At 65.8% G+C, this 20,845-nt stretch carries 17 protein-coding genes and 1 pseudogene; 8 read left to right on the forward strand and 10 right to left on the reverse strand.

From position 1 onward, the window contains the following. Positions 1-107: 107 nt before the first annotated feature. The 3 genes from serC to AC1DHL_RS02545 are packed head-to-tail and all read left to right on the forward strand — an operon-like array spanning position 108 to position 2,629. Positions 108-1,190, forward strand: a complete 1,083-nt coding sequence (gene serC / locus AC1DHL_RS02535; protein WP_478160347.1) for a 3-phosphoserine/phosphohydroxythreonine transaminase — start codon at positions 108-110, stop codon at positions 1,188-1,190. Further along, positions 1,183-2,370: a phosphoglycerate dehydrogenase gene (locus tag AC1DHL_RS02540; protein WP_478102111.1), complete on the forward strand. Its 1,188-nt coding sequence runs from the start codon at positions 1,183-1,185 to the stop codon at positions 2,368-2,370. Before serC ends, AC1DHL_RS02540 begins: the two co-directional genes overlap by 8 nt. Positions 2,371-2,380: 10 nt before the next feature. After that, positions 2,381-2,629: a hypothetical protein gene (locus tag AC1DHL_RS02545; RefSeq protein ID WP_478160349.1), complete on the forward strand. Its 249-nt coding sequence runs from the start codon at positions 2,381-2,383 to the stop codon at positions 2,627-2,629. Positions 2,630-2,635: 6 nt separating this feature from the next. Here AC1DHL_RS02545 and AC1DHL_RS02550 read toward each other — a convergent pair whose 3' ends face one another. The 6 genes and pseudogenes from AC1DHL_RS02550 to AC1DHL_RS02575 form a co-directional block, all read right to left on the reverse strand. Further along, on the reverse strand, positions 2,636-2,809 hold the full coding sequence (locus AC1DHL_RS02550; protein ID WP_478102107.1) for a DUF3563 family protein: 174 nt from the start codon (positions 2,807-2,809) through the stop codon (positions 2,636-2,638). Between the two features lie 113 nt (positions 2,810-2,922). Continuing rightward, positions 2,923-3,582: a class I SAM-dependent methyltransferase gene (locus tag AC1DHL_RS02555; RefSeq protein WP_478160351.1), complete on the reverse strand. Its 660-nt coding sequence runs from the start codon at positions 3,580-3,582 to the stop codon at positions 2,923-2,925. Between the two features lie 25 nt (positions 3,583-3,607). Beyond that, positions 3,608-4,399 carry a hydroxyacylglutathione hydrolase gene (locus AC1DHL_RS02560; protein WP_478102103.1) on the reverse strand — a complete coding sequence of 264 codons (792 nt, stop codon included), beginning with the start codon at positions 4,397-4,399 and terminating at the stop codon, positions 3,608-3,610. 65 nt (positions 4,400-4,464) lie between these two features. Continuing rightward, positions 4,465-5,559: pseudogene (locus AC1DHL_RS02565) on the reverse strand (ABC transporter substrate-binding protein). A gap of 353 nt (positions 5,560-5,912) precedes the next feature. Then, positions 5,913-6,395: a hypothetical protein gene (locus tag AC1DHL_RS02570; protein ID WP_478102099.1), complete on the reverse strand. Its 483-nt coding sequence runs from the start codon at positions 6,393-6,395 to the stop codon at positions 5,913-5,915. Between the two features lie 124 nt (positions 6,396-6,519). Then, positions 6,520-7,284, reverse strand: a complete 765-nt coding sequence (locus AC1DHL_RS02575) for a hypothetical protein (RefSeq protein WP_478160353.1) — start codon at positions 7,282-7,284, stop codon at positions 6,520-6,522. Positions 7,285-7,707: 423 nt separating this feature from the next. Between AC1DHL_RS02575 and AC1DHL_RS02580 the strand changes: the two genes are divergently transcribed. Next, positions 7,708-8,958: an alpha/beta hydrolase family protein gene (locus AC1DHL_RS02580; protein ID WP_478160355.1), complete on the forward strand. Its 1,251-nt coding sequence runs from the start codon at positions 7,708-7,710 to the stop codon at positions 8,956-8,958. 59 nt (positions 8,959-9,017) lie between these two features. On the opposite strand, the gene AC1DHL_RS02585 is transcribed toward AC1DHL_RS02580, so the two are convergent. The 3 genes from AC1DHL_RS02585 to AC1DHL_RS02595 all read right to left on the reverse strand — a co-directional run bounded on the left by AC1DHL_RS02585 (position 9,018) and on the right by AC1DHL_RS02595 (position 12,325). Next, positions 9,018-9,260: a hypothetical protein gene (locus AC1DHL_RS02585; protein ID WP_478102093.1), complete on the reverse strand. Its 243-nt coding sequence runs from the start codon at positions 9,258-9,260 to the stop codon at positions 9,018-9,020. Between the two features lie 128 nt (positions 9,261-9,388). Continuing rightward, positions 9,389-9,883, reverse strand: coding sequence for a hypothetical protein (locus AC1DHL_RS02590; protein ID WP_478160357.1), 495 nt, complete (start codon positions 9,881-9,883; stop codon positions 9,389-9,391). A 297-nt stretch (positions 9,884-10,180) separates the two neighbouring features. Next, entirely contained in the window at positions 10,181-12,325 is a 2,145-nt protein-coding gene (locus tag AC1DHL_RS02595) for a glycoside hydrolase family 3 N-terminal domain-containing protein (protein ID WP_478160359.1), read from the reverse strand. Between the two features lie 122 nt (positions 12,326-12,447). On the opposite strand from AC1DHL_RS02595, the gene AC1DHL_RS02600 reads away from it, so the two are divergent. From AC1DHL_RS02600 to AC1DHL_RS02615, 4 genes are all read left to right on the forward strand, one after another. After that, complete coding sequence (locus AC1DHL_RS02600) at positions 12,448-13,737, forward strand: glucoamylase family protein (protein WP_478160361.1); 1,290 nt, start codon at positions 12,448-12,450, stop codon at positions 13,735-13,737. Positions 13,738-13,814: 77 nt separating this feature from the next. After that, the gene (locus AC1DHL_RS02605) at positions 13,815-15,113 is read left to right on the forward strand and encodes a glycoside hydrolase family 15 protein (RefSeq protein WP_478160363.1); all 1,299 of its coding nucleotides are present in this window, start codon (positions 13,815-13,817) and stop codon (positions 15,111-15,113) included. Continuing rightward, positions 15,110-16,870, forward strand: a complete 1,761-nt coding sequence (locus tag AC1DHL_RS02610; protein ID WP_478160365.1) for an ABC transporter ATP-binding protein/permease — start codon at positions 15,110-15,112, stop codon at positions 16,868-16,870. Before AC1DHL_RS02605 ends, AC1DHL_RS02610 begins: the two co-directional genes overlap by 4 nt. After that, on the forward strand, positions 16,867-19,155 hold the full coding sequence (locus AC1DHL_RS02615) for a CocE/NonD family hydrolase (protein WP_478160367.1): 2,289 nt from the start codon (positions 16,867-16,869) through the stop codon (positions 19,153-19,155). Before AC1DHL_RS02610 ends, AC1DHL_RS02615 begins: the two co-directional genes overlap by 4 nt. On the opposite strand, the gene AC1DHL_RS02620 is transcribed toward AC1DHL_RS02615, so the two are convergent. Further along, positions 19,110-20,738, reverse strand: a complete 1,629-nt coding sequence (locus AC1DHL_RS02620) for an alpha-amylase family glycosyl hydrolase (RefSeq protein ID WP_478160369.1) — start codon at positions 20,736-20,738, stop codon at positions 19,110-19,112. The two genes, AC1DHL_RS02615 and AC1DHL_RS02620, sit on opposite strands and share 46 nt — an antisense overlap. Positions 20,739-20,845 lie beyond the last annotated feature (107 nt).

The raw sequence follows: 20,845 nt of genomic DNA on the forward strand, positions 1-20,845 counted from the left end.
GTGAGGCTTGTCGACTATTGTGGAAGGCGCGTCAATGCGCTACCGTCCTGCACGAATTCGCCACCGGGCGAGTTCACGCAAGCCGCACCCTTCCTGGAGATCCCCCGATGACACGTGTCTTCAACTTCAGCGCCGGCCCCGCGACGCTGCCCGAATCCGTGTTGCGCCAAGCGGCGAACGAGATGCTCGACTGGCACGGCAGCGGGATGTCGGTGATGGAGATGAGCCATCGCGGCAAGGAATTCATCGCCATCCATGCGGAGGCTGAGAAGCTGCTGCGGGAATTGCTGGAAGTGCCTGCGAACTACAAGGTGCTGTTCATGCAGGGCGGCGCGATCGGCGAGAACGCCATCGTGCCCATGAACATGCTGCACGGCCGCGGCGGCGCGGACTACATCGATACCGGCGAGTGGTCGAAGAAGTCGATCAAGGAGGCGAAGAAGTACTGCAAGGTCAATGTCGCTGCGAGCAGCGAGGAGGGCGGCTACACGAGCGTGCCCCGGCAGGAGACCTGGAAGCTCGATCGCGACGCGGCCTACGTGCATGTCTGCTCGAACGAGACCATCGGCGGGGTCGAATACCACTGGACGCCGGACACGGGCGAGGTGCCGCTCGTGGCGGACATGTCGAGCAACTTCATGTCGCGCCCGGTCGACGTCAGCCGCTACGGGCTGATCTACGCGGGCGCGCAGAAGAATGTCGGCCCAGCCGGCGTGACCATCGTGATCGTGCGCGACGACCTGATCGGCCAGGCCCTGCCGATCACACCCTCGGCCTTCAACTACAAAATCCAGGCCGACAACGACTCGATGTTCAACACGCCGCCCACCTACGCGATCTACATCGCAGGCCTGATGTTCAACTGGATCAAGGCGCAAGGCGGGTTGACTGCGATGGAGACGCACAACCGCAAGAAGGCTGCGGTGCTGTACGACTACCTCGAAACGACCTCGTTCTTCTACAACCCCGTGGCGCGCGAAGACCGGTCGCTGATGAACGTGCCCTTCAAGCTGCGCGACGAATCGCTCGACGAAGCCTTCCTGAAAGGGGCGGAGGCGCGCGGCATGGTGCAGCTCAAGGGGCATCGCTCGGTGGGCGGCATGCGGGCGTCCATCTACAACGCGATGCCGATCGCCGGCGTATCGGCCCTGGTGGCCTACATGAAGGAGTTCGAGGCCAGCCATGGCTGAGCGCCTGAAGGTCCTGGTGCTCAACCAGATCTCGGCGAAAGGTCTCGCACGCCTGCCCGACGCGCGCTACGTGACGGGCAAGGATTTGGCGGCGCCCGACGCGATACTGGTGCGCTCTGCAGACATGCACGCGATGGACATCCCCTCCAGCGTGCGCGCCATCGCACGGGCAGGAGCCGGCACGAACAACATCCCCGTCAAGGAAATGAGTGCGCGCGGCGTGCCGGTGTTCAACGCGCCGGGCGCCAACGCCAACGCCGTGAAGGAACTGGTGCTGGCCGGCATGCTGATGGCTGCACGCCACCTGTCGGATGCCTTGCGCTTCGTCGATCAGCTCGACACGAATGGCGCCGATCTCGATCGCGCCGTCGAACACGGAAAGAGCGCCTTCGCCGGCTACGAATTGGCCGGCCACACGCTCGGCATCGTCGGCCTGGGCAAGGTGGGCTGCCTGGTCGCCGATGCGGCGATCAGGCTGGGGATGCACGTGCTCGGCTACGACCCGGAAATCACGGTCGATGCGGCCTGGAGCCTGCCGTCGCAGGTCAAGCGGGCCGGCAGCGTGTCCGAGGTGCTGCGCAATGCGCACTTCGTGACCTTGCACGTGCCGCTCATGGAAGCCACCCGCAATCTCGTGAACGCCGACAACCTCGGCTTGATGCGGCCGGGGACGGTGCTGCTGAATTTCTCGCGCGACGGCGTGGTCAACAACGAAGCGGTGCTGGCATCGCTCAAGGCCGGGCACCTCGCGACCTATGTGTGCGACTTTCCCAGTGCGCTGCTGCAGCACCATGAGCGCGTCGTGTGCCTGCCGCACCTGGGCGCCTGCACGCGCGAAGCCGAGGAGAACTGCGCCGTCATGGTTGCCGACCAGCTTTGCGACTTCCTCGAGAACGGCAACATCGCGAATGCGGTGAACTTCCCGAGCGTGAGCATGGCGCGTGAATCGGCCGATCGTGTGGCGATCGCGAACGCCAACGTCCCCAACATGCTTGGTCAGATCTCGACTGCAATGGCGCGCGCTGGCCTCAATATCCACAACATGGTGAACAAGTCACGTGGCGACATGGCCTATACGCTGGTTGACGTGGACAGCCCGGTGAGCGATTCGGTGCTGGCCGATATCGGTTCCATCGACGGCGTCTTGTCGGTGCGGTACCTGCCGCACGTGGCAGGTTGAGGTTCAATCAATGAGGTTGCACAGGCACAAGCTCGTCGATGGGCGAGTCGTCTCCGGGGTGAAGGAACTTCGGCTTGTCGGCGCACTGGCGCTAGGCGCGTTTGCCGTCGGCGCATTGGCGATCGGCGCCCTCGCTGTCGGGCAAATATTGATCGGCCGAGCGCGTATCGGACGGATGGAGATCGATGAATTGGTCGTGCGGCACCTGCACGTCACCGATCAGCAGCCCGGCGCTCCGCCTGAGGAGAACGGCGCCTGAGCCCCCTCAGATCGAGTGGCGGAGGTGAAATGGTTGCTGGCTATCCCGCTTCTCGAGTTGCCTCATCCGACGTTCGAGGTCGTAGATGTCGACGGATCCGGCGAGATAGGTCTCTTCGGTTTCTCGTTGGGTCTGAAAGCGGCGTTGAAGCGCGGTGAGCGCGCGATGCAGGAATGTCATGGCAGTACCTTGGTGGAACGCCAATATAAGGGTTTTCCCTAGTTTCTGCAGTGACTGCGCCCAGACCCGAGCGGCCTGAAGGGGCATGCGTTGACTGATCTGGCGACGCGCCCTCAGCGTTTTCGCGCGAGCGTCAACCCGTCGCCGATCGACAGCAGCGCCATGTCGACGCGCTGATCACGATGCACCTTGGTATTGAACTGCTGCAACGCCGCCGTGTCGGCATCTGTCGCAAGCCGCGCCACACTGCCGCTCCAGAGCGTGTTGTCGACCGCAATCAGCCCACCGGGGCGCAGCAGTTGCAGGCAACGTTCGTAGTAGGCGTCGTAGCCGGTCTTGTCGGCATCGATGAAGGCGAAATCGTACTGGCCGGCGGCGCCGGCGGCCAGTTCCGCATCGAGTGTCTCGCGCGCCGGGGCCAGGCGCAGATCGATCTTGTGCGCGACGCCCGCTTGCTCCCAATACAGGCGTCCGACGCGCGTGTATTCGTCGCTGATGTCGCAAGCGAGCAGTCGCCCGTCATCGGGCAGGGCGAGCGCAACGGTCAGCGCGCTGTAGCCGGTGAACACGCCGACTTCGATCGTGCGGCGCGCACCCATCAGCTTGACGAGCAGCGCCATGAACTGGCCTTGGTCGGGCCCGATCTGCATGCCGGCGTAGGGATGGGACGCAGTGGCAGCGCGCAGCGCCACCTGAGCCGGATGCTCGCGGATCGATTGATCCATCAGGTACTGGAACAGTACGTCGTCGACGCGGAGGCTGCGGAGCGGCATGGGCTGTTTCCTTCGCGCGGGCGCTTCACCACTTGTCCCGCAACTGGCGCAGCTTGACGAACACCGTCTTCGGATCCGGCTGCTCGGGCAGATCGGGAAATTGCTCTCGCAATGCGGCGATCACGCTCGGGCTGGCGAGTCGCAGGAAGGTATTGAACTGCTTTTCCTCGCTCAGTGTCGTGACGCGCGCCTTCGCCGGATCGTGCCCTGCCACTTCGGGCAGCAGTGCTTGTGCCGCCGCGTTGTCGGGCTCGCGCGCGAGCGTGAACCGGATGTTGTTCTCGATGTAGTCGTGGCCCGGATAGACGCGCGTATTGGCAGGCAGCTTTGCGAGTTGTTCGACGAAGGTGGAATACAGCGCTTCCGGATTGCCGCCGTTGTGGCAGTTGCCGGCGCCTGCATTGAACAGCGTGTCGCCGGAAAACAGCGCCGGCTGCTCCGTGTGGGAGCGCAGGCAGATGTGGCACATCGTGTGGCCGGGCGTGTCCATGCACTCGAGCTCGACGGTCTTGCCGACCTTGATCACGTCACCGGCCTTCACGCCGCGGTCCACACCTTCGATGCGCGTGCCGACACGATGGTGCGCGATCACCTTGGCCCCCGTCGCGGCGACCACGGCTGCATTGCCGCCGGTATGGTCGTGATGCTCGTGTGTGTTGAGGATCTGCGTGATCTCCCAGCCCTTCGCCTTGGCGGCGGCCAGGCATTTCTGGTGATCCAGGGGGTCGATCGCCAGCGCCTCGCCGCTCTCGGGGCATGCGATCAGGTAGTTGTAGTTGCGGTAGGCGTTACCGGTCCAGATGCGCTCGACGATCATCGCTGGCTCCGAGGGGTGGGGTTTCCATTGTAGGAAGCCCGACCGCCCGCGCCCGCTGCTTCGCGCTACTTCGCGCCCAACGCGGGCAGGATCTCCTTGACCACCTGCTTGCCGTTGCGGGCCTCGGTCATGAAGCTCTCGCGGTCCAGGTCGCCGTTGGCGTCGATCGTCACGTCCATCAGCACGCCCGGCTGCTGCGCGACAGTGATCGACAGGCCGTGCAGCGCCTGTGCGACGCGCTTGCGGTCGAGGCTGCCGACCTTCTCCACGGCAGCTTTCAGGATGAACACGCCGGTGTAGCCCTTGACGCCGTTGTGGTCCGGGATGTACTTGTATTCCTTCTCGAAGCGCTCGCGGAACGCGCGCACGGGCGGCAACGGCGCATCGGCCGTCAGTCCTACGTGCGCGATGGCGCCATTGGCCGAATCACCGGCGAGTTCGATCACCTTTTGGCTGGTCAGCACGGTTTCGCCGACGATGGGCTGGGTCACGCCCTGCTTGCGCAACTCGCGCAGCGCACGGGCGGACTCTTCCTCGTTGGTGTAGACGAACACCACGTCGGCGTTGCTCTGCTTGGCCTTGAGGACCGCCGCCGAGAAATCAAGCTGATTCTGGTCAGTCGAGATATCGGCGATGACCTTCACGCCCAGCGGCTAGAGCGCCTTGGTCAGCGACTCCCGGCCGCCCTTTCCAAAGTCGTTGTTCACGTAGATCAGGGCGAGCGTCTTGGCCTTGAGGTTGTTCGCGATGTAGCGGGCCACCTTCGGCATCGCGGCATCCTGCGTGAAGCTGGTGCGGAAGATGAAAGGGTTGCCCTGCTTCGTGATCGAGGCCGCCTCTCCGCCGGTGAAGTTGGGTATCTCGGCGCGCTTGGTCTCGGCCATGCTGACCAGGATCGAGCCTGAGAAGACCGGGCCGAAGACCGCGAACACGTCGTCGTCCACCGCCTTCGTGGCCAGGCCTTTCGCGACGCCCGGGTTGCTTTGCGTGTCGGCCACGGTCATCTCGATCTTGTGACCGAGGATTCCTCCGGACGCATTGATTTCCTTCACGGCCAGTTCCGCACCGTTCTTGAAATTCGTGCCCGACGTGGCGCCGGCCCCTGAGAGCTCGACGATGGTCGCGATCTTGATCGGTTGGGCTTGGACGCCGGCCGCCATCGCCAATGCGATGCCGGCGGCGACGAACAGTTGCCTCAGAGGTTTGCGCATGAAGTCTCCTGGTCTGGTTATTGAAAGGACAGACGCAGCCGCGGCTACCGCCGGCAAGAAACTAGGGTTTACCCTATAATCGAGCCAACACGCTCTTTGAGGAGTCCCGAATGCTCACCGTCTTGATCTCTCTTGTTGCCGTCGCTGCTGTCGTTGTCTCTGGTTACGTGACTTCGAAGAAGCTGGACGAGCTTCACTGACAAATCGATTTCCAGTTGTCTCCTCCATCGTTCCTTCGATGGATTTAGCCCCCGCGCAGCAATGCGAGGGGGCTTTTTTCCGCGCGCCGATCTCATCGCATCTCATCGCCTGGCGACATACACGGCGATGACCGCCAGCACCAACACAAAAAAAGCAATGGCCAGCCAGCTCTTGGGAAGGCGCGCAGTCCCTCGGTGCGAGCGATAGTTTTCCAGTCTGGCGGGCAAGGTGCGCACATCGTCCATGCTGTAGGGCTCGAACCGTTCGTCCTGCTCGATCGCCCCGAGGATGCGCTGCAGGGCGGCCGCGTCTTCCTGATGACGCTCGACATTCGGCTTCTGGCCTTGGACCCGCTGGACGTGCGCCAGGAATTGCGAGCCGTCCGGTGTGAAGCCGATGTCTTCGCCGTGAACCGCCAGCACGCCGACCTCGATCAATCCTTCGATGCCGCGGCGCACGGCCGGACGCTCATTGACCGGTACGGTGGCCTGAAGACCCGTGCGCGAGGTCCGGTTCGCACCGGAAGCGCAGCGGTTTCGTACAAGCTGGGCGAGCACACCCGCGAATGTCGCGCGGTCGGTCAAAGCATTGGCCATGCGGTCCCCTCCAGCTTGTTATCGCGCGATGGGTTCGTCCCAACCGACGCGCAATGCGCAGCATGAGGCCGCGCCGCGCCGTTTGGGATCGGGAATGCCCGAAGGCTGAGGCTCAGCGGTAGCCGCTCTCGTTGGGGTTGTGGATGATCCAGATCAGGTTGCCGCTGGAGAAGTCCCCCATGCCGCCGCCAGCGAAGATCAGGCGGCCCTGGCCCTTGTAGGTCATCTCGAAGCGGTGCCGGTCGCTGCCGAAGTAGAACGGAATCCAGGCCTTGCCCGTCATGTAGGCGCCTTGGTCGGTCGGCGGCCCGGCGATGTCCGTCGCCTGACGCACGGACATCCCGATCTGCAATGGCGTGAACTTCGAATTCTTCGCCGGAATGCCGGTGATCTCCCCTTCGAAATCGTTAATGCCCTTTACGGTGCGGCCGCTGCCTGACTCGATCTTGGAGGAGTCGATCACATTGCCCTGGGCGTCCATGCCGGGCCGCACGCCCTTTGCCGCGGCGGCCCCCGGAGCGGCCGCGGGAACGGGTGCGGCAGCCACCTGCGCGGGTGCAGGTGCTGCGGCGACGGCGGGCGCGCCGGCCTCGGGCACACAGCGGTCGAGCTCGACCGCGATGATGTCGGGACCCGACCGGTAGGCGTACTTCATGATCTTGGCGGTCACCTCACCGCCCTGGAAGCCGGCCGGCATGTTCCTGCAGAAAAAGTACCAGTCGTCCGAGCCCTGCACCGTGAAAGCCGTCCCTCGTACGCGGTCCGTGTCGGTGCTCCTGGCCAACTGCAGCGTGACCGTCTTTCCTGCAAGACGCCGCGCAGCCGCGCTGTCGCTGCCGGCACTGCGCGCAGCTTTCCTGATTTCCTCGTACGTCATTGGCGCCGGGCCTTTGCGAGCGCTCTTCGACGCATCCGACTTGGATGGCGCCGCCGCAACAGGCAAGGGCGCCGGAGCGGGCGCAGGTGCAGGCGCCGCGACGGCAGGCGCGGAAGACTCGGCAGCTTTTTGGGGCTGCATCGCACAGCCTGCGGCCAACACAGAGATTGCTGCCGCGAGGGCGCAGGCCGACGAAGGGGACGTCAATTTCACGGATGAACTCCTTGTTACAGAATTCAGATTATTGACGCACTTGCACGGCGGCTTGGCGAGGTCAACCTCAATGAGGATGAGACGTCAGGTGCAGGTCCTTGTTACGCGATGTGTAACATAAGAACAAATTACACATTCAGTAATAACTCCGACGTTGTAGGTCAGCGGCCAGTCAACTCGATCTCCCCCAAAAAAATAAAACGCTCCCACATGATCCGTCGCAGGTTCTGGCCCATCCTCATTCCCCTATTTCTGGCATGCGCCTACTTCGTCCGCCCCGTCATCGACTTCGGCTGGGTCGCGGCCGGCCGTGGACTCGACATCGTTCGCGCCAAATGGCAAGCGCCCCTCTTCAGGGAGGATCGGCGGCACGCCGTCAATCGCGCCATCGAGCAGGGCGATCAAGTCGACGCCTATCTGCAGACGCTCCGACGCGCCTCCGACACCCACAAACTTCTCGGGTCACTCGATTTTTCGAGCAAGGACGCGTATGCGCGCTCCACCGAAGTCTTGCGCGCGCGACTGCGAGCGAGCCTGCACTATCCCCCGCCGGGGTTCGACCCCGCCTCGGCACCGAAGGCAGAGGAGACGCCGCTTGGAGAGGATGACGTCGGCACCTATGCCGAGCTGCGCATTCCGGTGCTCCCTGGCGTGCAGAGCACGGGACTTCTTGTGCGGCCCAAGACGGCGCACAAAGGCGATCGCCTGCCGCTCGTGATTGCCGCGGCCGGCCGTGGCGGCATGCCATCTGCCTCTGCCGATGGAAAGCTGATCGTCGTACGCCACAGCCCCCGCGATATTGCATGGGAGGCTTTGCAGCACGGATATGCCGTCTGGATGCCGACCTTCATTCACTACGGCAGGGCGGGCGACGATCTGCGGGACCGACTGACGGTACGCGCGTGGGCGGCCGACACTTCATTGCCGGCCATCGAAATGGCGAAGATCGTCAAGGCCATCGACATGTTCGCGAAACGCCCCGACATCGATGCGGAGCGCATCGCGATGGTGGGGCTTTCGTACGGCGGTTTCTATACGCTTTACACGGCCGCCCTCGAGCCCAGGATTCGCGTGGCAGTCGTGGCCGCCTATTTCAATGACCGGGAAGAAGTTCTCAACGCCTCCGAGCCGTACGGCTTCCTCGATTGGCGGTTTCCCGGCAGCCTGTCGATCTGGCGCGACCCGGCAGTGGTGGCGATGGTGGCGCCTCGCCCACTGCTGGTCCAATCAGGCAACCAGGACCAGCTTTTCCCGATCACCGGCGCCCGGCGCGCAGCCCCCGAGGCCGCAAGCTTCTATGCCCGGCAAGGCGCGGCGGATCGCTTCCGTTTCATGGAGTTCGTCGGTCGACATGACCTCGACGGCGACGAAGCAGTGCGGTTCATCGACCAACATCTTCCTCCCACTGCGAAACGTGTACGACCGGCGCCCGAGCAGCCCGAAGACCTGTCGAATTCATAGGGCGAACTCATAGGCCGGTACCCGGATTCAGATGGATCCGGTGGATCCGGCCCGTGGAGTCAACAACGATGCAGGTGCCCGCCGTGCAGCGCAACGTAGTGAACGTAATTGCGCCACGCCTCCTGTGCTGCTCTGGCGCTGGCCTTCGCAGCATCGGCGGCTTGATCGGGTGAAGGCGCGCCATCTTCTCTCAGGAACACATGGAACGCCTCGTGCGCCGCACGCTGCGCTCGTCTGGCCAATGCATCGGCTCTCGTCGCTGCGGCCCTGAGCCGGTCGGCATCGTCAGTGAACTGCTCCATAGCACCTCCATATACGAATTAGGTTCTCGTTTCTTGGAGGTCAGTGTAGGACGGTGGACGAAATTGCGAAGACGTCTGAAGCGATATGCGAGAAGGAATATCAAAGGCAGAAGGAAGAGTGGTCCAACTCAATCATCACCCTTGGATCGCCGTCGCCCAACCAGACGCCGAATCGCACCAGCAAGTCCTCCCTTGTCGCCTGCTATCGGGTCCGCGGCAAAGATGGCACGCTGCTCGTCAAGCGCGAGGTGCAGCGCCGCCAGGTTCTTCTCGCTGTATGCCCAGGTGCCCGACACGACGTGCGCCCCCGATGAGACCGGCGTGATGCGAACATCCTCGACCCCGATCCGCTCCATCGCGGCGGCGCGCGAACCAGCCTGTTGTGCGGGCCCGCCGAGGCTCGTGATCGGACGCGCGAACGCGAAGCTGATCAGCTGTATCTGCGGGAAGTGCTCCGAGACGAACGCGCAGATCTCGAAGAAGATGAGGCGTCCGATGTGCCTTTGTTCATCCAGCACGACCTGGGTCGGGGTGAACGGCTCGATGTGGATCTGTGTGCCGGCGTTCAGCACGCGTACCGGGTCCAGTGTCCCCAGAAGCAACGCGCCCGCGTAGACGTACATGGGATCGCCGAGTTGATAGTGGGCGCCGTCGGGTCCTGTGATTCGAATGTGTGAGAAGTTCATGTAGGAGGCAGCGACCCGACGCGAGGTCGATCACTCCATGCCCCTTGGCGGCAGCGACGACCTCCATCTGTCGCCCCACCAATGTAAAAGACGCGAAAGTCTTTTTCCCGCAACTGCGACGGTTGTTTTCCGTCGCAAGCCACAGGAAGTCACACAAGCGTGTTCCCGACGACTCCGGCGCTCACTTGCTCATCGCGCTTGACACGGCCATGACACGGCTTGAAGTCCGCCGTTTCAACACAACTCGATGGTCTGGCGCAGCAACCCTGTTTGCTCCGCACTCGGTCCGACGAAAATCTCGACCTCGCCCGCCTCGAACAAGGGCTGCAAGTCCGGCCCGAGGTAGCGCAGCTCGACTGCCGGCAGCGCCAGTTCCACCGAGCCGGCTTCGCCGGGCATCAATCGCAGCTTGGCGTAGCCCTTGAGTTCCAGAAGCGGCCGGGTGACGGGGCTCAGCTTGTCGCGAACGAACAGGAAGACGGTCTCTTCGGCCTCGCGCGCGCCGACGTTGCGCAGCCTGACGCTGATCTTCAGCGCGTCCTGCTTCCGCACGCGCCGCGGCTCGACCTGAAGCTCGTCGTAACTGAACCGGCCGTAGGTCAAGCCGTGGCCGAAGGCATACAGCGGCGTGTTGTCGACGTCCTGGTACTTGCTCGTGAAGTAGTCGGCGGGATTCATCGGGCGGCCGGAGGGACGCTGGCCGAAGTAGATCGGCACCTGCCCGACGGCGCGCGGCCAGCTCATCGGCGTGCGACCGCCAGGCGATACCCGGCCCGTGACCACGTCGGCGATCGCGTAGCCGGCTTCGACGCCGAGGAACCATGCAGCCAGCAGCGCGTCGGCATGTTCGGACAGCCAGGGGACAACGAGCGGGCGGCCCGAAAACAATATCGCGACGACGGGTATGCCGAGCGCATGTGCACGGGCTGTCACCGCTTCGGCCAGGGCCTGCTGTCGACCGGGAAGCGCGGGCGTGGCGCGGCTCGCCGCCTCGCCGCTCATCGTGGCACGCTCGCCCAGGCACAGCAGGACGGCGTCGACGCCGTCGCACAGCGCGACAGCGGCTTCGATGCCGCTGTCGTCGCCACCCTCGATGGCGACGCCGGGTGCATGGCGTATGTCGGTCTGCGGCAGCGCGGCGCGCAGGCCGCCAAGCACGCTGATGGCCGGCTCGTGTTCGCCGGCACCCCACCACGGACCTTTCATCTCGGTGCTTGCATCGGCCAGCGGGCCGATGACACACAGCGCCTTCGCCGCCGCAGGCAAGGGGAGGGTGTCGCGCTCGTTCTCCAGCATGACGATGGCCCTGCGCCCGAGGTCACGCGCCAGCGCGTGGCGCTCGGCGACGACCGCCGCGGGCTCCGGCGTCGCGCCGCGGCGGTAGGGGTCGTCGAACAGGCCGAGCTGCTCCTTGAGCCGCAACACCCGCCGCACGGATGCGTCGATCTCTTCGATCGTCACCCGGCCCTGCTCGAGCGCGATCGGCAGGCCCTTGCGATACGCGTCGGCCATCATGTCGATGTCGACGCCGGCCTTCAGCGCCAGCACCGCGGCATCGACGAGATCGGCGGCGACCCCGTGCTTGATCAATTCCGCGATCGCGTTGTAGTCGCTGACGATGACGCCGTCGAAGCCCATCTCGCCGCGCAGCCAGTCGCGCAGCAAGGGGATGTGCGCCGTCATCGGCACGCCGTTGAGATCGGTGAAGGCCGGCATCAGCGTCGCGACGCCGGCACGGACCGCCGCTGCGAAGCCCGGCAGATGCACTTCGCGCAAGGTGCGCTCGGAGATGTCCGCGGCGGCGTACTCCCGCCCGGCCGTGACCGCGCCGTACGCGACGAAATGCTTCGCACAGGCGGCCAGCGATTCGGCCGACGACAAGTCGGTCCCCTGGAATCCGCGCACCTTGGCCTGCGCGATGCGGGCGTTCAGCCAGGGGTCTTCACCGGGTCCTTCCGCGGTGCGGCCCCAGCGGGGATCGCGCGATACGTCGAGCATCGGCGCGAAAGTCATCGCCAGACCTTCGGCCGCGCCTTCGCGCGCGGCCTCGCGCGCCGTGCGCTCCCAGAGGGTTTCGTCGAAGATGCCCGCCTCCGCGAGCGGGATCGGAAAGAGCGTGCGGTGGCCGTGGATGATGTCCAGGCCGATCAGCAGCGGAATGCCGAGCCGTGACTTCTCGACGGCCAGTCGCTGCATCTCGTGCACCGGCCCGGCACCGACCATGTTCAGCAGATTGCCGATCGTGCCGTCGATGATCGACTGCGTGGAATCCCCCGCGATCACCGGCCCGGTGACCGTGTAGCTGGAGGCTGTCATCGTCAGCTGGCCCAGCTTTTCGGACAGCGTCATCCGGGCCATGAGGGTGTCGATGCGACTCATTGGAGACTTCGAAGTAGAACCCAAGGGGGCCTGATGATGGCATGCTCCGGGGGGCCATCGGCCGCGTGGCGCCGACGACTCGATGAAACCAAACGTGACCATGACGACGACAGGAGCCGCTCGTGTTGAAAGATGACAGGAACCCGAGGGCACTGGCGGCCCTGCCCGACGAAGCCTTGATCGAGGCCGTGCAGCGCCAGACCTTCCGCTATTTCTGGGACGGTGCGGATGCCGCCAGCGGCCTGGCGCTCGACCGCCGCACGCTCGTCGGCGCCGAAGACAGGGCCGACGACAGGGTCGCGATCGGTGGCTCGGGCTTTGGCGTCATGGCCATGATTGTCGCGGTCGAGCGCGGCTGGATCACGCGAGACGCGGCCCTCGATCGCCTGCGGCGCATGCTCGACGCCTTGTTCCGTGCCACGCGCTACCACGGTGCCTTTCCGCACTTCATGGACGGCGCCAGCGGCGCGACGATCCCGATGAGCCCCAAGGACGATGCGGGCGATCTTGTCGAGACCTCGTTCCTCTTCATGGGCCTGCTGTGCGTGCGCCAGTACTTCAGCGAGGACACGGCCGCGGCGCGCCGACTGCGCGGCGACATCGACACGCTATGGCACGACGTCGAATGGGACTGGTTCACCCAAGGGGGACGGGACGTCCTGTACTGGCACTGGAGCCCCAAACACGGCTGGGCGATGAACCATGAAGTGCGTGGCTGGAACGAGTGCCTCATCACCTACCTGATGGCTGCGGCCTCGCCGCGTCATGCGATCGATCCGCGGGTCTACCACCGCGGCTTCGCGGCGGGGTCCGGCTTTGTCAACGGCCAGTCGTACTACGGCATCGAGTTGCCGCTGGGCATGCCCTACGGCGGCCCGCTGTTCTTCACGCATTACTCGTTCTGCGGCCTCGATCCGCACGGCCTGAAGGATCGCTACGCCGACTACTGGGATCTCAACTCCCGCCACGTGCGGATCAACCGCGCGCACTGCGTCGCCAATCCGCAGGGCCACAAAGGCTACGGCGAATCGTGCTGGGGCCTGACCGCCAGCGACGACCCCGACGGCTACCTCGCGCACGCCCCCGACGTCGACAACGGCACCCTCTCGCCGACGGCCGCGCTGGCCAGCCTGCCGTATGCCCCCGCCGAGGTGATGCGGGTGCTGCGGCATTTCCTCACCGTGCATGGCACCCGATTGTGGAGGGACTACGGCTTCGTCGACGCGTTCTGCGAGGAGCGCGGCTGGTTCGCAGAGACCTTTCTTGCCATCGACCAGGGCCCGATCGTCGTGATGATGGAGAACCATCGGACGGGCCTTCTGTGGAAGCTGTTCATGAGCGTGCCCGAAGTGCAGGCCGGGCTGCGCGCCCTGGACTTCAGCAGCCCGCATCTCGGGTCGCCTGCACCGTGACCTTGAGCGTGACGAGCCCGCAAGACCCGGCGTTCGAGTCCTGGCTCGAAAGACAGCTCCGCGATTCGGCGAGCGCGATGCTGACCAGCATCTCGCCGGTGTCGATCGTCAAGCATCGCCCGGGCTTCGGTCAGACCATACGGCCGATCGCCGGCGCCATCGTCGCCTCGCCCGTACTGGGCGGGTACGACCCGGACCCGGACTACTTCTTTCATTGGTTCCGCGACTCCGCCGTCGTCATCGATGCACTGCGCCTGCTCTACATCGACCGACGCATCGGCGACGAAGCCCTGCAGCATCTGCGCGACTTCACTCGCTTCAGCCTTGCCGTGGGCCGACTCGACGGCCGCGTGGATGCCGCGGTGCCCGACCGCAGAGCGCGCGTGGCCCCTGACTTCCTGCAGTGGCTGCGCGAGGACAGTGACCTCGCGAGCGCCTACGGCGATGCCGTCTTCGCCGAGACGCGGGTGAACCCCGACGGTACGCTCGATGTCGCCCGATGGGCACGCCCCCAGCACGACGGGCCGCCGCTGCGCGCGCTGGCGCTGTTGCGCTGGGCGGCCGGCGGGCACCTCGACGCGCCCCTGTTGGCGGAGGCTGCCGCCATGATCCGCTTCGACCTCGACTTCACACTGCGTCACTGGCGCGAGCCCTCGTACGACATCTGGGAGGAGGAAAGCGGCCATCACTACTACACGCTGCGCGTCTCGGCGGCCGCGTTGGCCGAAGGCGCGACATGGCTGCATGGCTTGGGCGACACGGCGCGCGCGCAGCGCTGTCGGGAGGAATCGCAGGCCGCGCTGAGCCTGCTCGACGACTTCTGGGTCAGCGATGGCGACGCGACGCAGGGCTACTACCGCTCACGCATGCTGCCGGACGACCGGCCCAGTCCGAAGGCGCTGGACATCGCGGTGATCCTGTCGGCAATCCATAGCCTCGGCGCAGAGGCCACGCATGGCCCGGCCGATCCGCGCATGCAGGCCACGCTGGCGCGACTGGACGCGCTGTTCGATGCGGCCTATCCGATCAACCACGGCCGTGCCGCAGGCCGTGGGCCGGCGATGGGCCGGTACGCCGGCGACGTGTACTACTCGGGCGGCGCGTACTATTTCTCGACGCTCGGCGCCGCCGAGTTCTGCTTCCGCGCCGCGGCGCTGGACGTCGATGCACGCCATTGGGTCGAGCGGGGCGACGCCTACCTCGCCACCGTACGCGCATACACGCCGGCCGGTGGTGATCTGTCGGAGCAGTTCGATCAGCGCAGCGGCGCGCAAACCTCGGCGAAGCAACTGGCCTGGAGCCACGCCGCGTTTATTTCGTGTGTCTCGGCGCGCCGCATGGCGGCTGCCGCCTGCGAGGCGCCGCGGGGGCGATGAGCGCAACGTCGCCGAACCGTGCCGACCCGGCTGTGAGGACGAGTGTCTTCCGTCAGGTCCGCCAGTTGCTCGGCGCCTTGCGAGCGTCCCCGGTCGCGAAAACGCTGGCCGCGCTGGTGGGCGGGATCGTCGTGGTCGTCGCGTTCACGGCGTATGGGCAGATCGAACTCAATAGCTGGAACAAGCCGTTCTACGACGCGATCTCTCGTCGCGACTTGCGCGACTTCATCGTGCAGGTCGGCGTCTTCGCGGTGATTGCGGGCGTGCTGCTGGTCTTGAACGTCGCGCAGAGGTGGCTCGCCGAAACCTTGCAACTGAAGCTGCGCGAGGCCTTGGCCAATGACCTCGTAGGGCTGTGGCTGCAGCCGCGCCGGGCGTTCTGGCTCCAGGCCAGCGGCCCCATCGGCGCCCATCCGGATCAGCGCATGCACGAAGACACGCTGAAGCTGTGCGATCTGTCGGTCGGCCTCGGCGTGGGCTTGCTGCAGGCAGCCGTGCTGTTCGGCTGCTTCTCGAGCGTGCTGTGGGTCCTCTCCAGGGACTTCAGCATCTTCTTCGACGGCCAGGACCATGCCCTGCCGGGTTTCATGCTGTGGGCCGCGATTCTCTATGCGATCGCTGGCTCGCTGATGACCTACTGGGTCGGCAACGGCCTGATCTCGCGCAACGCCGAGCGCTACGCGCGCGAAGGCGAATTTCGCTTCTCGCTGACCCGCATCAACGAGCATCTCGACGGCATCTCCCTGGCCGGTGGCGAGGCCGACGAGAAGCGCCGCGTCGCCGTGCATATCGGCGACGTCTTGCACGCCACATCGCGCGTGGTGCTCGGGCTGACCAACCTGACCTGGGTCACCGCGGGCTTCGGCTGGGTCACCATCATCGCGCCGACGCTGGTGGCCGCACCGCTCTTCTTCTCGGGGAAGGTTTCGTTCGGCGGTTTGATGATGGCCGCCGCTGCCTTCACCCAGGCGCAGTCGTCGCTGCGCTGGTTCGTCGACAACTTCAGCACCATTGCCGACTGGCGCGCCACGCTGCTGCGCGTCGCAGACCTGCGTCAGGTGCTGGCGTCCGATCTGGAGGCACAAGCGGGCGGCAGCCGCATCGCGTATGTGGAGAGCGACGCCGGGACCTTCGCGATCGAAGCGCTCGAGGTCCGCGCCTGGACCGGCCACGATCGGCTGGACGCCGCAGATCTCGTCGTGCACCCCGGTCAGCGCCTGTTGATCCTCGGCACGCCGGGCACCGAGAAGACCTTGCTGTTCCGGGCGCTCGCGGGCCTCTGGCCCTGGGGCTCCGGCACCGTGCACCGGCCCCGCGGCGAGACGATTCACTACATGCCGCGCGGCACGCCCTACCTTCCCCGCGGCACACTGGCCGAAGTGCTGTCGTATGCGATGGAGCCGGCGAGCTATCCGAGAGAAGCCATGGTGGCCGCGCTGGCGAGCGTGGGCCTCCAGCGGCTGGAACAGTTGCTGAACGAGACGGGTCGCTGGGAGCGCGAGCTCAGCATGGACGAGCAGCTGCGGCTGGGCTTCGCCCGCGTGGTGCTGCAGGCGCCGCCCTGGCTGGTGATGGACGAAGCCTTCGGCGCGTTCGACGACGACACGCTCGAACTCGTCATCGACGTGCTGGGCAAGCTCGCGCACACGGGCATCATCCACATCGGCTCGGCCGGAGAGGCGCGCGACCGGCTGTTCACGCAGGTGGTGCACCTGGTCAAAGCGCCGGACACCGTGCCCGAGGACCTGCGACCATGAAATACCCCATGAGCCTTCGTGCGCGTCGCGCCCTCGTGCGGCTGATACTTGCGCTGCCGGCCTGGGCCTGGGCGCTGGATTTCGGCTTCCGACCACCGCGCGACCCTGACGATCCCGCTGCGGTGGACCTGATGCGAGATCTGGCGCAGCGCATCCTGCCGGTCTACCAGGAGACTGACACCGATGTCTTCCTGGCCAACGTGACCGCTCTGCAGATCGTCAGCGGCGGCTACCGTGCGGCCTCCGACAGCAGCAGGTCCCTGCGCAGCCGCCGCCAGGACAAGCCGTTCGACGGGCTGCTCGAGCGCGCGATCATCGACGGCATCTATGCGCGTGCGCGCGCGATCGAAGCGGACGAGCGCCTCGACTTCGCCAAGGCCTACGCGCGCGCGTTCCAGGAGCTGGTGCCGCTCGACGACGCGCAAGCCGCGGCCATCATGGCGCGACTCCAAACCCCGCTGGCGGTGTACAGGGAGCCGCTCCAGCAAGCCTTCGATCTCTGGCGCGCGAAGGGAACCCTCCCGCAGGCCGACGCCGTGGCGCTCGTGCGCACCTGGCTTGAGTACGAGTCGCGTCGCAGCTTCAGTGTGCTGCTGCCCGACCTGATCGCGGCGGAAAACCGCACCCGCTACGTGGCGGAGGCCGACGTCCGGATTCCCGTGCGTGCGGGTGTCATCCACGCCAGCTTGGTCCGGCCCGGCGGCGAGACTGGCGCGTTACCGACGCTGCTGCGCTTCACGCTCGATCCCGCCGAGGACGACGCGCAGCGCAGCGCCGTCAAAGGCTACGTCGGCGTCACGGCCTACGCGCGCGGACGCACGCCCGACGGCAAGGGCGCCGTGTGGCCGTTCGTTCGCGACGGCGAAGACGCCGCGGCCGTCATTGACTGGATTGCCCAGCAGCCGTGGAGCGACGGCCGCGTCGGTATGCTCGGCGACGGCTACTCCGGCTATGCCGCCTGGGCCGCCGCGCGCAGGAAACCGGCCGCACTCAAGGCCATCGCCACGACTGCGCCGATGGCGCCGGGCATCGACTTCCCAATGGCCGGACAGATCTACCGCAACGCCATGGTCCGCTGGGCGCAGGAGCACGCGACTGCCGAGCCTCTGCAAGTCGACGCTGACGCCGACGCCGATCCGGACGCGATATGGCAGGCACTCGACGCGCGCTGGTATCGCGGCAATCGCCCTTACTGGGACATTGACCGCATCCTCCTGGGCAAGCGCAGCAGGCTGATCCGAACCTGGCTGACGCACCCCAGCCACGATCGCTATTGGCAGAAGTTCTTGCCGAGTGCGGAGCAGTTCGCGCAGATCGACATCCCTGTGCTCTGCATCGCCGGCTATTACGGCGCCGAGGCCGGCGCGCTGTACTTCTACCGCGAGCAGCTTCGCAACCGACCGAAGGCCGACACGACGCTGCTGCTCGGCCCCTACGACGCAACCTCGATCCGGCTCGGCACCGCGGCGACGCTGCGCGGCTACACGCTTGACCCCGCCGCACGCGTCGACTTGCCCGAGCTGCGCTATCAATGGCTCGACCACATCTTGAAGGGCGCGAGCAAGCCTTCTCTGCTGCAGGATCGCGTCAACTACGAGGTGATGGGCGCGGATCAATGGCGCCATGCGCCGACGCTCGACGCGTCGGATCGCGCCCGGCTGCGCCTGTACCTCGACACCGGCGAGCGCGACGACCCGCACCGTTTGTCGCCGTCGCCGTCCGAAGGCGGTGGCAGCGCGCGACTCTCGGTCGATCTCGCCGATCGCCGCGACGTCCGCATCCCGTGGTCGGACGCGCTGCGCCTGAAGGAACTGCCGATGCGCAACAGCATCAGCTTCGTCAGCGATCCGCTGTCGAAGGACACCGAGATCGACGGCAGTCTGCGCGGCGTGTTCGACATCACGCCCTCGCGGCAGGACGTGGACTTCTCCGTCTCGCTGTACGAGCAGACGACGAGCGGTGAATACCAACTGCTGTTCGAACCCTACGACTTCCGCGCCAGCTACGCCGGCCATCGCGTGCATCGCCGGCTTCTTCGGGCCGGCGAGCGCCAGTTGTTTGCATTCACCGCCGAACGCGTGACCGCTTGCAAGCTTGCGGCGGGCAGCCGCATCGTGCTGCTGATCGGCCTCAACAGGCGCCCCGACCGGCAGATCAACTACGGCAGCGGCAAGGACGTGAACTCGGAGACCATTGCCGACGCGCGATGGCCTGTGCGAGTGCGCTGGCATGAGCACAGCTACGTCGAGATCCAGACCCGCGAGCCGATCACGACGCCTTCATGAGGCGCCAGCACCAGGGGCTCCGCGATGATTTCGGCGCGCGTGGGAACCGTCGATGCCAGCACGATCGGCCGGCGCGGCATCAATACCGATGACACCGGCGCCGCGGTGGCACCGAAGTTCAACAGCACCACCAGACGCTGTCCTTCGCTGTTGCGCGCATAGGCGAGCACCTCGCCCCCGCTTTCAAGCGCTTCATGGTTGCCCTGGTTCAGCGCCGGCTGCGCGCGCCGCAGCGCGATGAGACGTCGGTAGAGCGCCAGCATCGAGCCGGGGTCTCGCGACTGCGCTTCGACGTTGTGCGTGGCCCAGTCGTCGGCAAGGCGCAGCCACGGGGTGGCCGTCGTGAAGCCGGCGTGTGCTGCGGCGCTCCACTGCATGGGTGTGCGCTGCGGGTCGCGCCCCAGGCCCATGCCGGGTTTGTTCTTCTCGAACGGGTCTTGGACTTCTTCGACGGGGATGGGGACGTCCGTCATGCCGATCTCATCGCCGTAGTAGAGCGTCGGCGTGCCGCGCAGCGTGAGCAGCAGCATGGCCGCGAGCCGCGCCATCCGCGGGCCGACACGGCTCGCGATGCGGGGCTTGTCGTGGTTGCCCAGCACCCAGTTCGGCTGGGCGCCGGCGGGCAAGGCGGCTTCGTAGTCGCGCACCATGCGGTCAATGATTGCGGCCTGCCACTCGGCCGCGATCAGCTGGAAGTTGAAGGGCAACTGAAGGCCCTCGAGCACGCCTTCGGCGTTGAGGCCGTAGTAGGCGACCAGGCGCGAGAGCGGCAGGTAGAGCTCGCCGATCAGCACGCGCGACGACCGCGCATCGCTGAACGCATCGACCACGCGACGCATCTCGGCCACGATCTGCTGCATCTCCGGCAGGTCCGTGTTGTAGAGCATCAACCAGCGGTGAAACGGGTCCTGGCCTTCGACGAAATCCGGGTTCGGCGGGTTGTCGCGGAACTGCGCGTCCTTGATGAGTTGAGAGAGCACGTCGACGCGAAAGCCGTCGACGCCGCGCCGAAGCCAGAAGCGCAGCACCTCGTACATCGCGGCGCGCACCTCTGGGTTGCGCCAGTTGAGGTCGGGCTGCTGCTTCAGGAATGAATGGCCGTAGTACTGGCCGGTGGCCGGATCGAAGGTCCAGGCCGGGCCGCCGAAGTTGCTCAGCCAGTTATTGGGCGGACCACCGTCGGGCGCCGGGTCGCGCCACAGGTACCAGTCGCGTCGCGGGTCGCTGCGTGCACTGCGGCTCTGCACGAACCATGGATGCTGGTCGGACGTGTGGTTCGGCACGAAGTCCAGGATGACCCTGAGCCCCCGGGAATGGGCGTCCGATACCAAGGCATCGAAACCGTTCAGCGTGCCAAAGCGCGGATCGATGTCGCAAAAATCGGAGATGTCGTAGCCGAAGTCCGCCATTGGTGACGGATAAATCGGCGAGATCCATACGGCATCGATGCCCAGCGAGACGAGATGGTCGAGCCGGGCACGGACTCCATCGAGGTCGCCGATGCCGTCGCCGTCGCTGTCCTGGAACGAACGCGGGTAGATCTGATAGACGATTCCGTTCTTCCACCAAGCGTCGGCCGACATTCCGTTCCTTTCGCGTGTCTCGGCGGCCTTTATTCTTGCATGACACTCGTACAACTGCGGCACCTGATCTCGCTGGCCTCGGGGCCGGGCGCGCTGCTGACCAAGAG

Source organism: Variovorax sp. 10L426 (assembly GCF_056395305.1).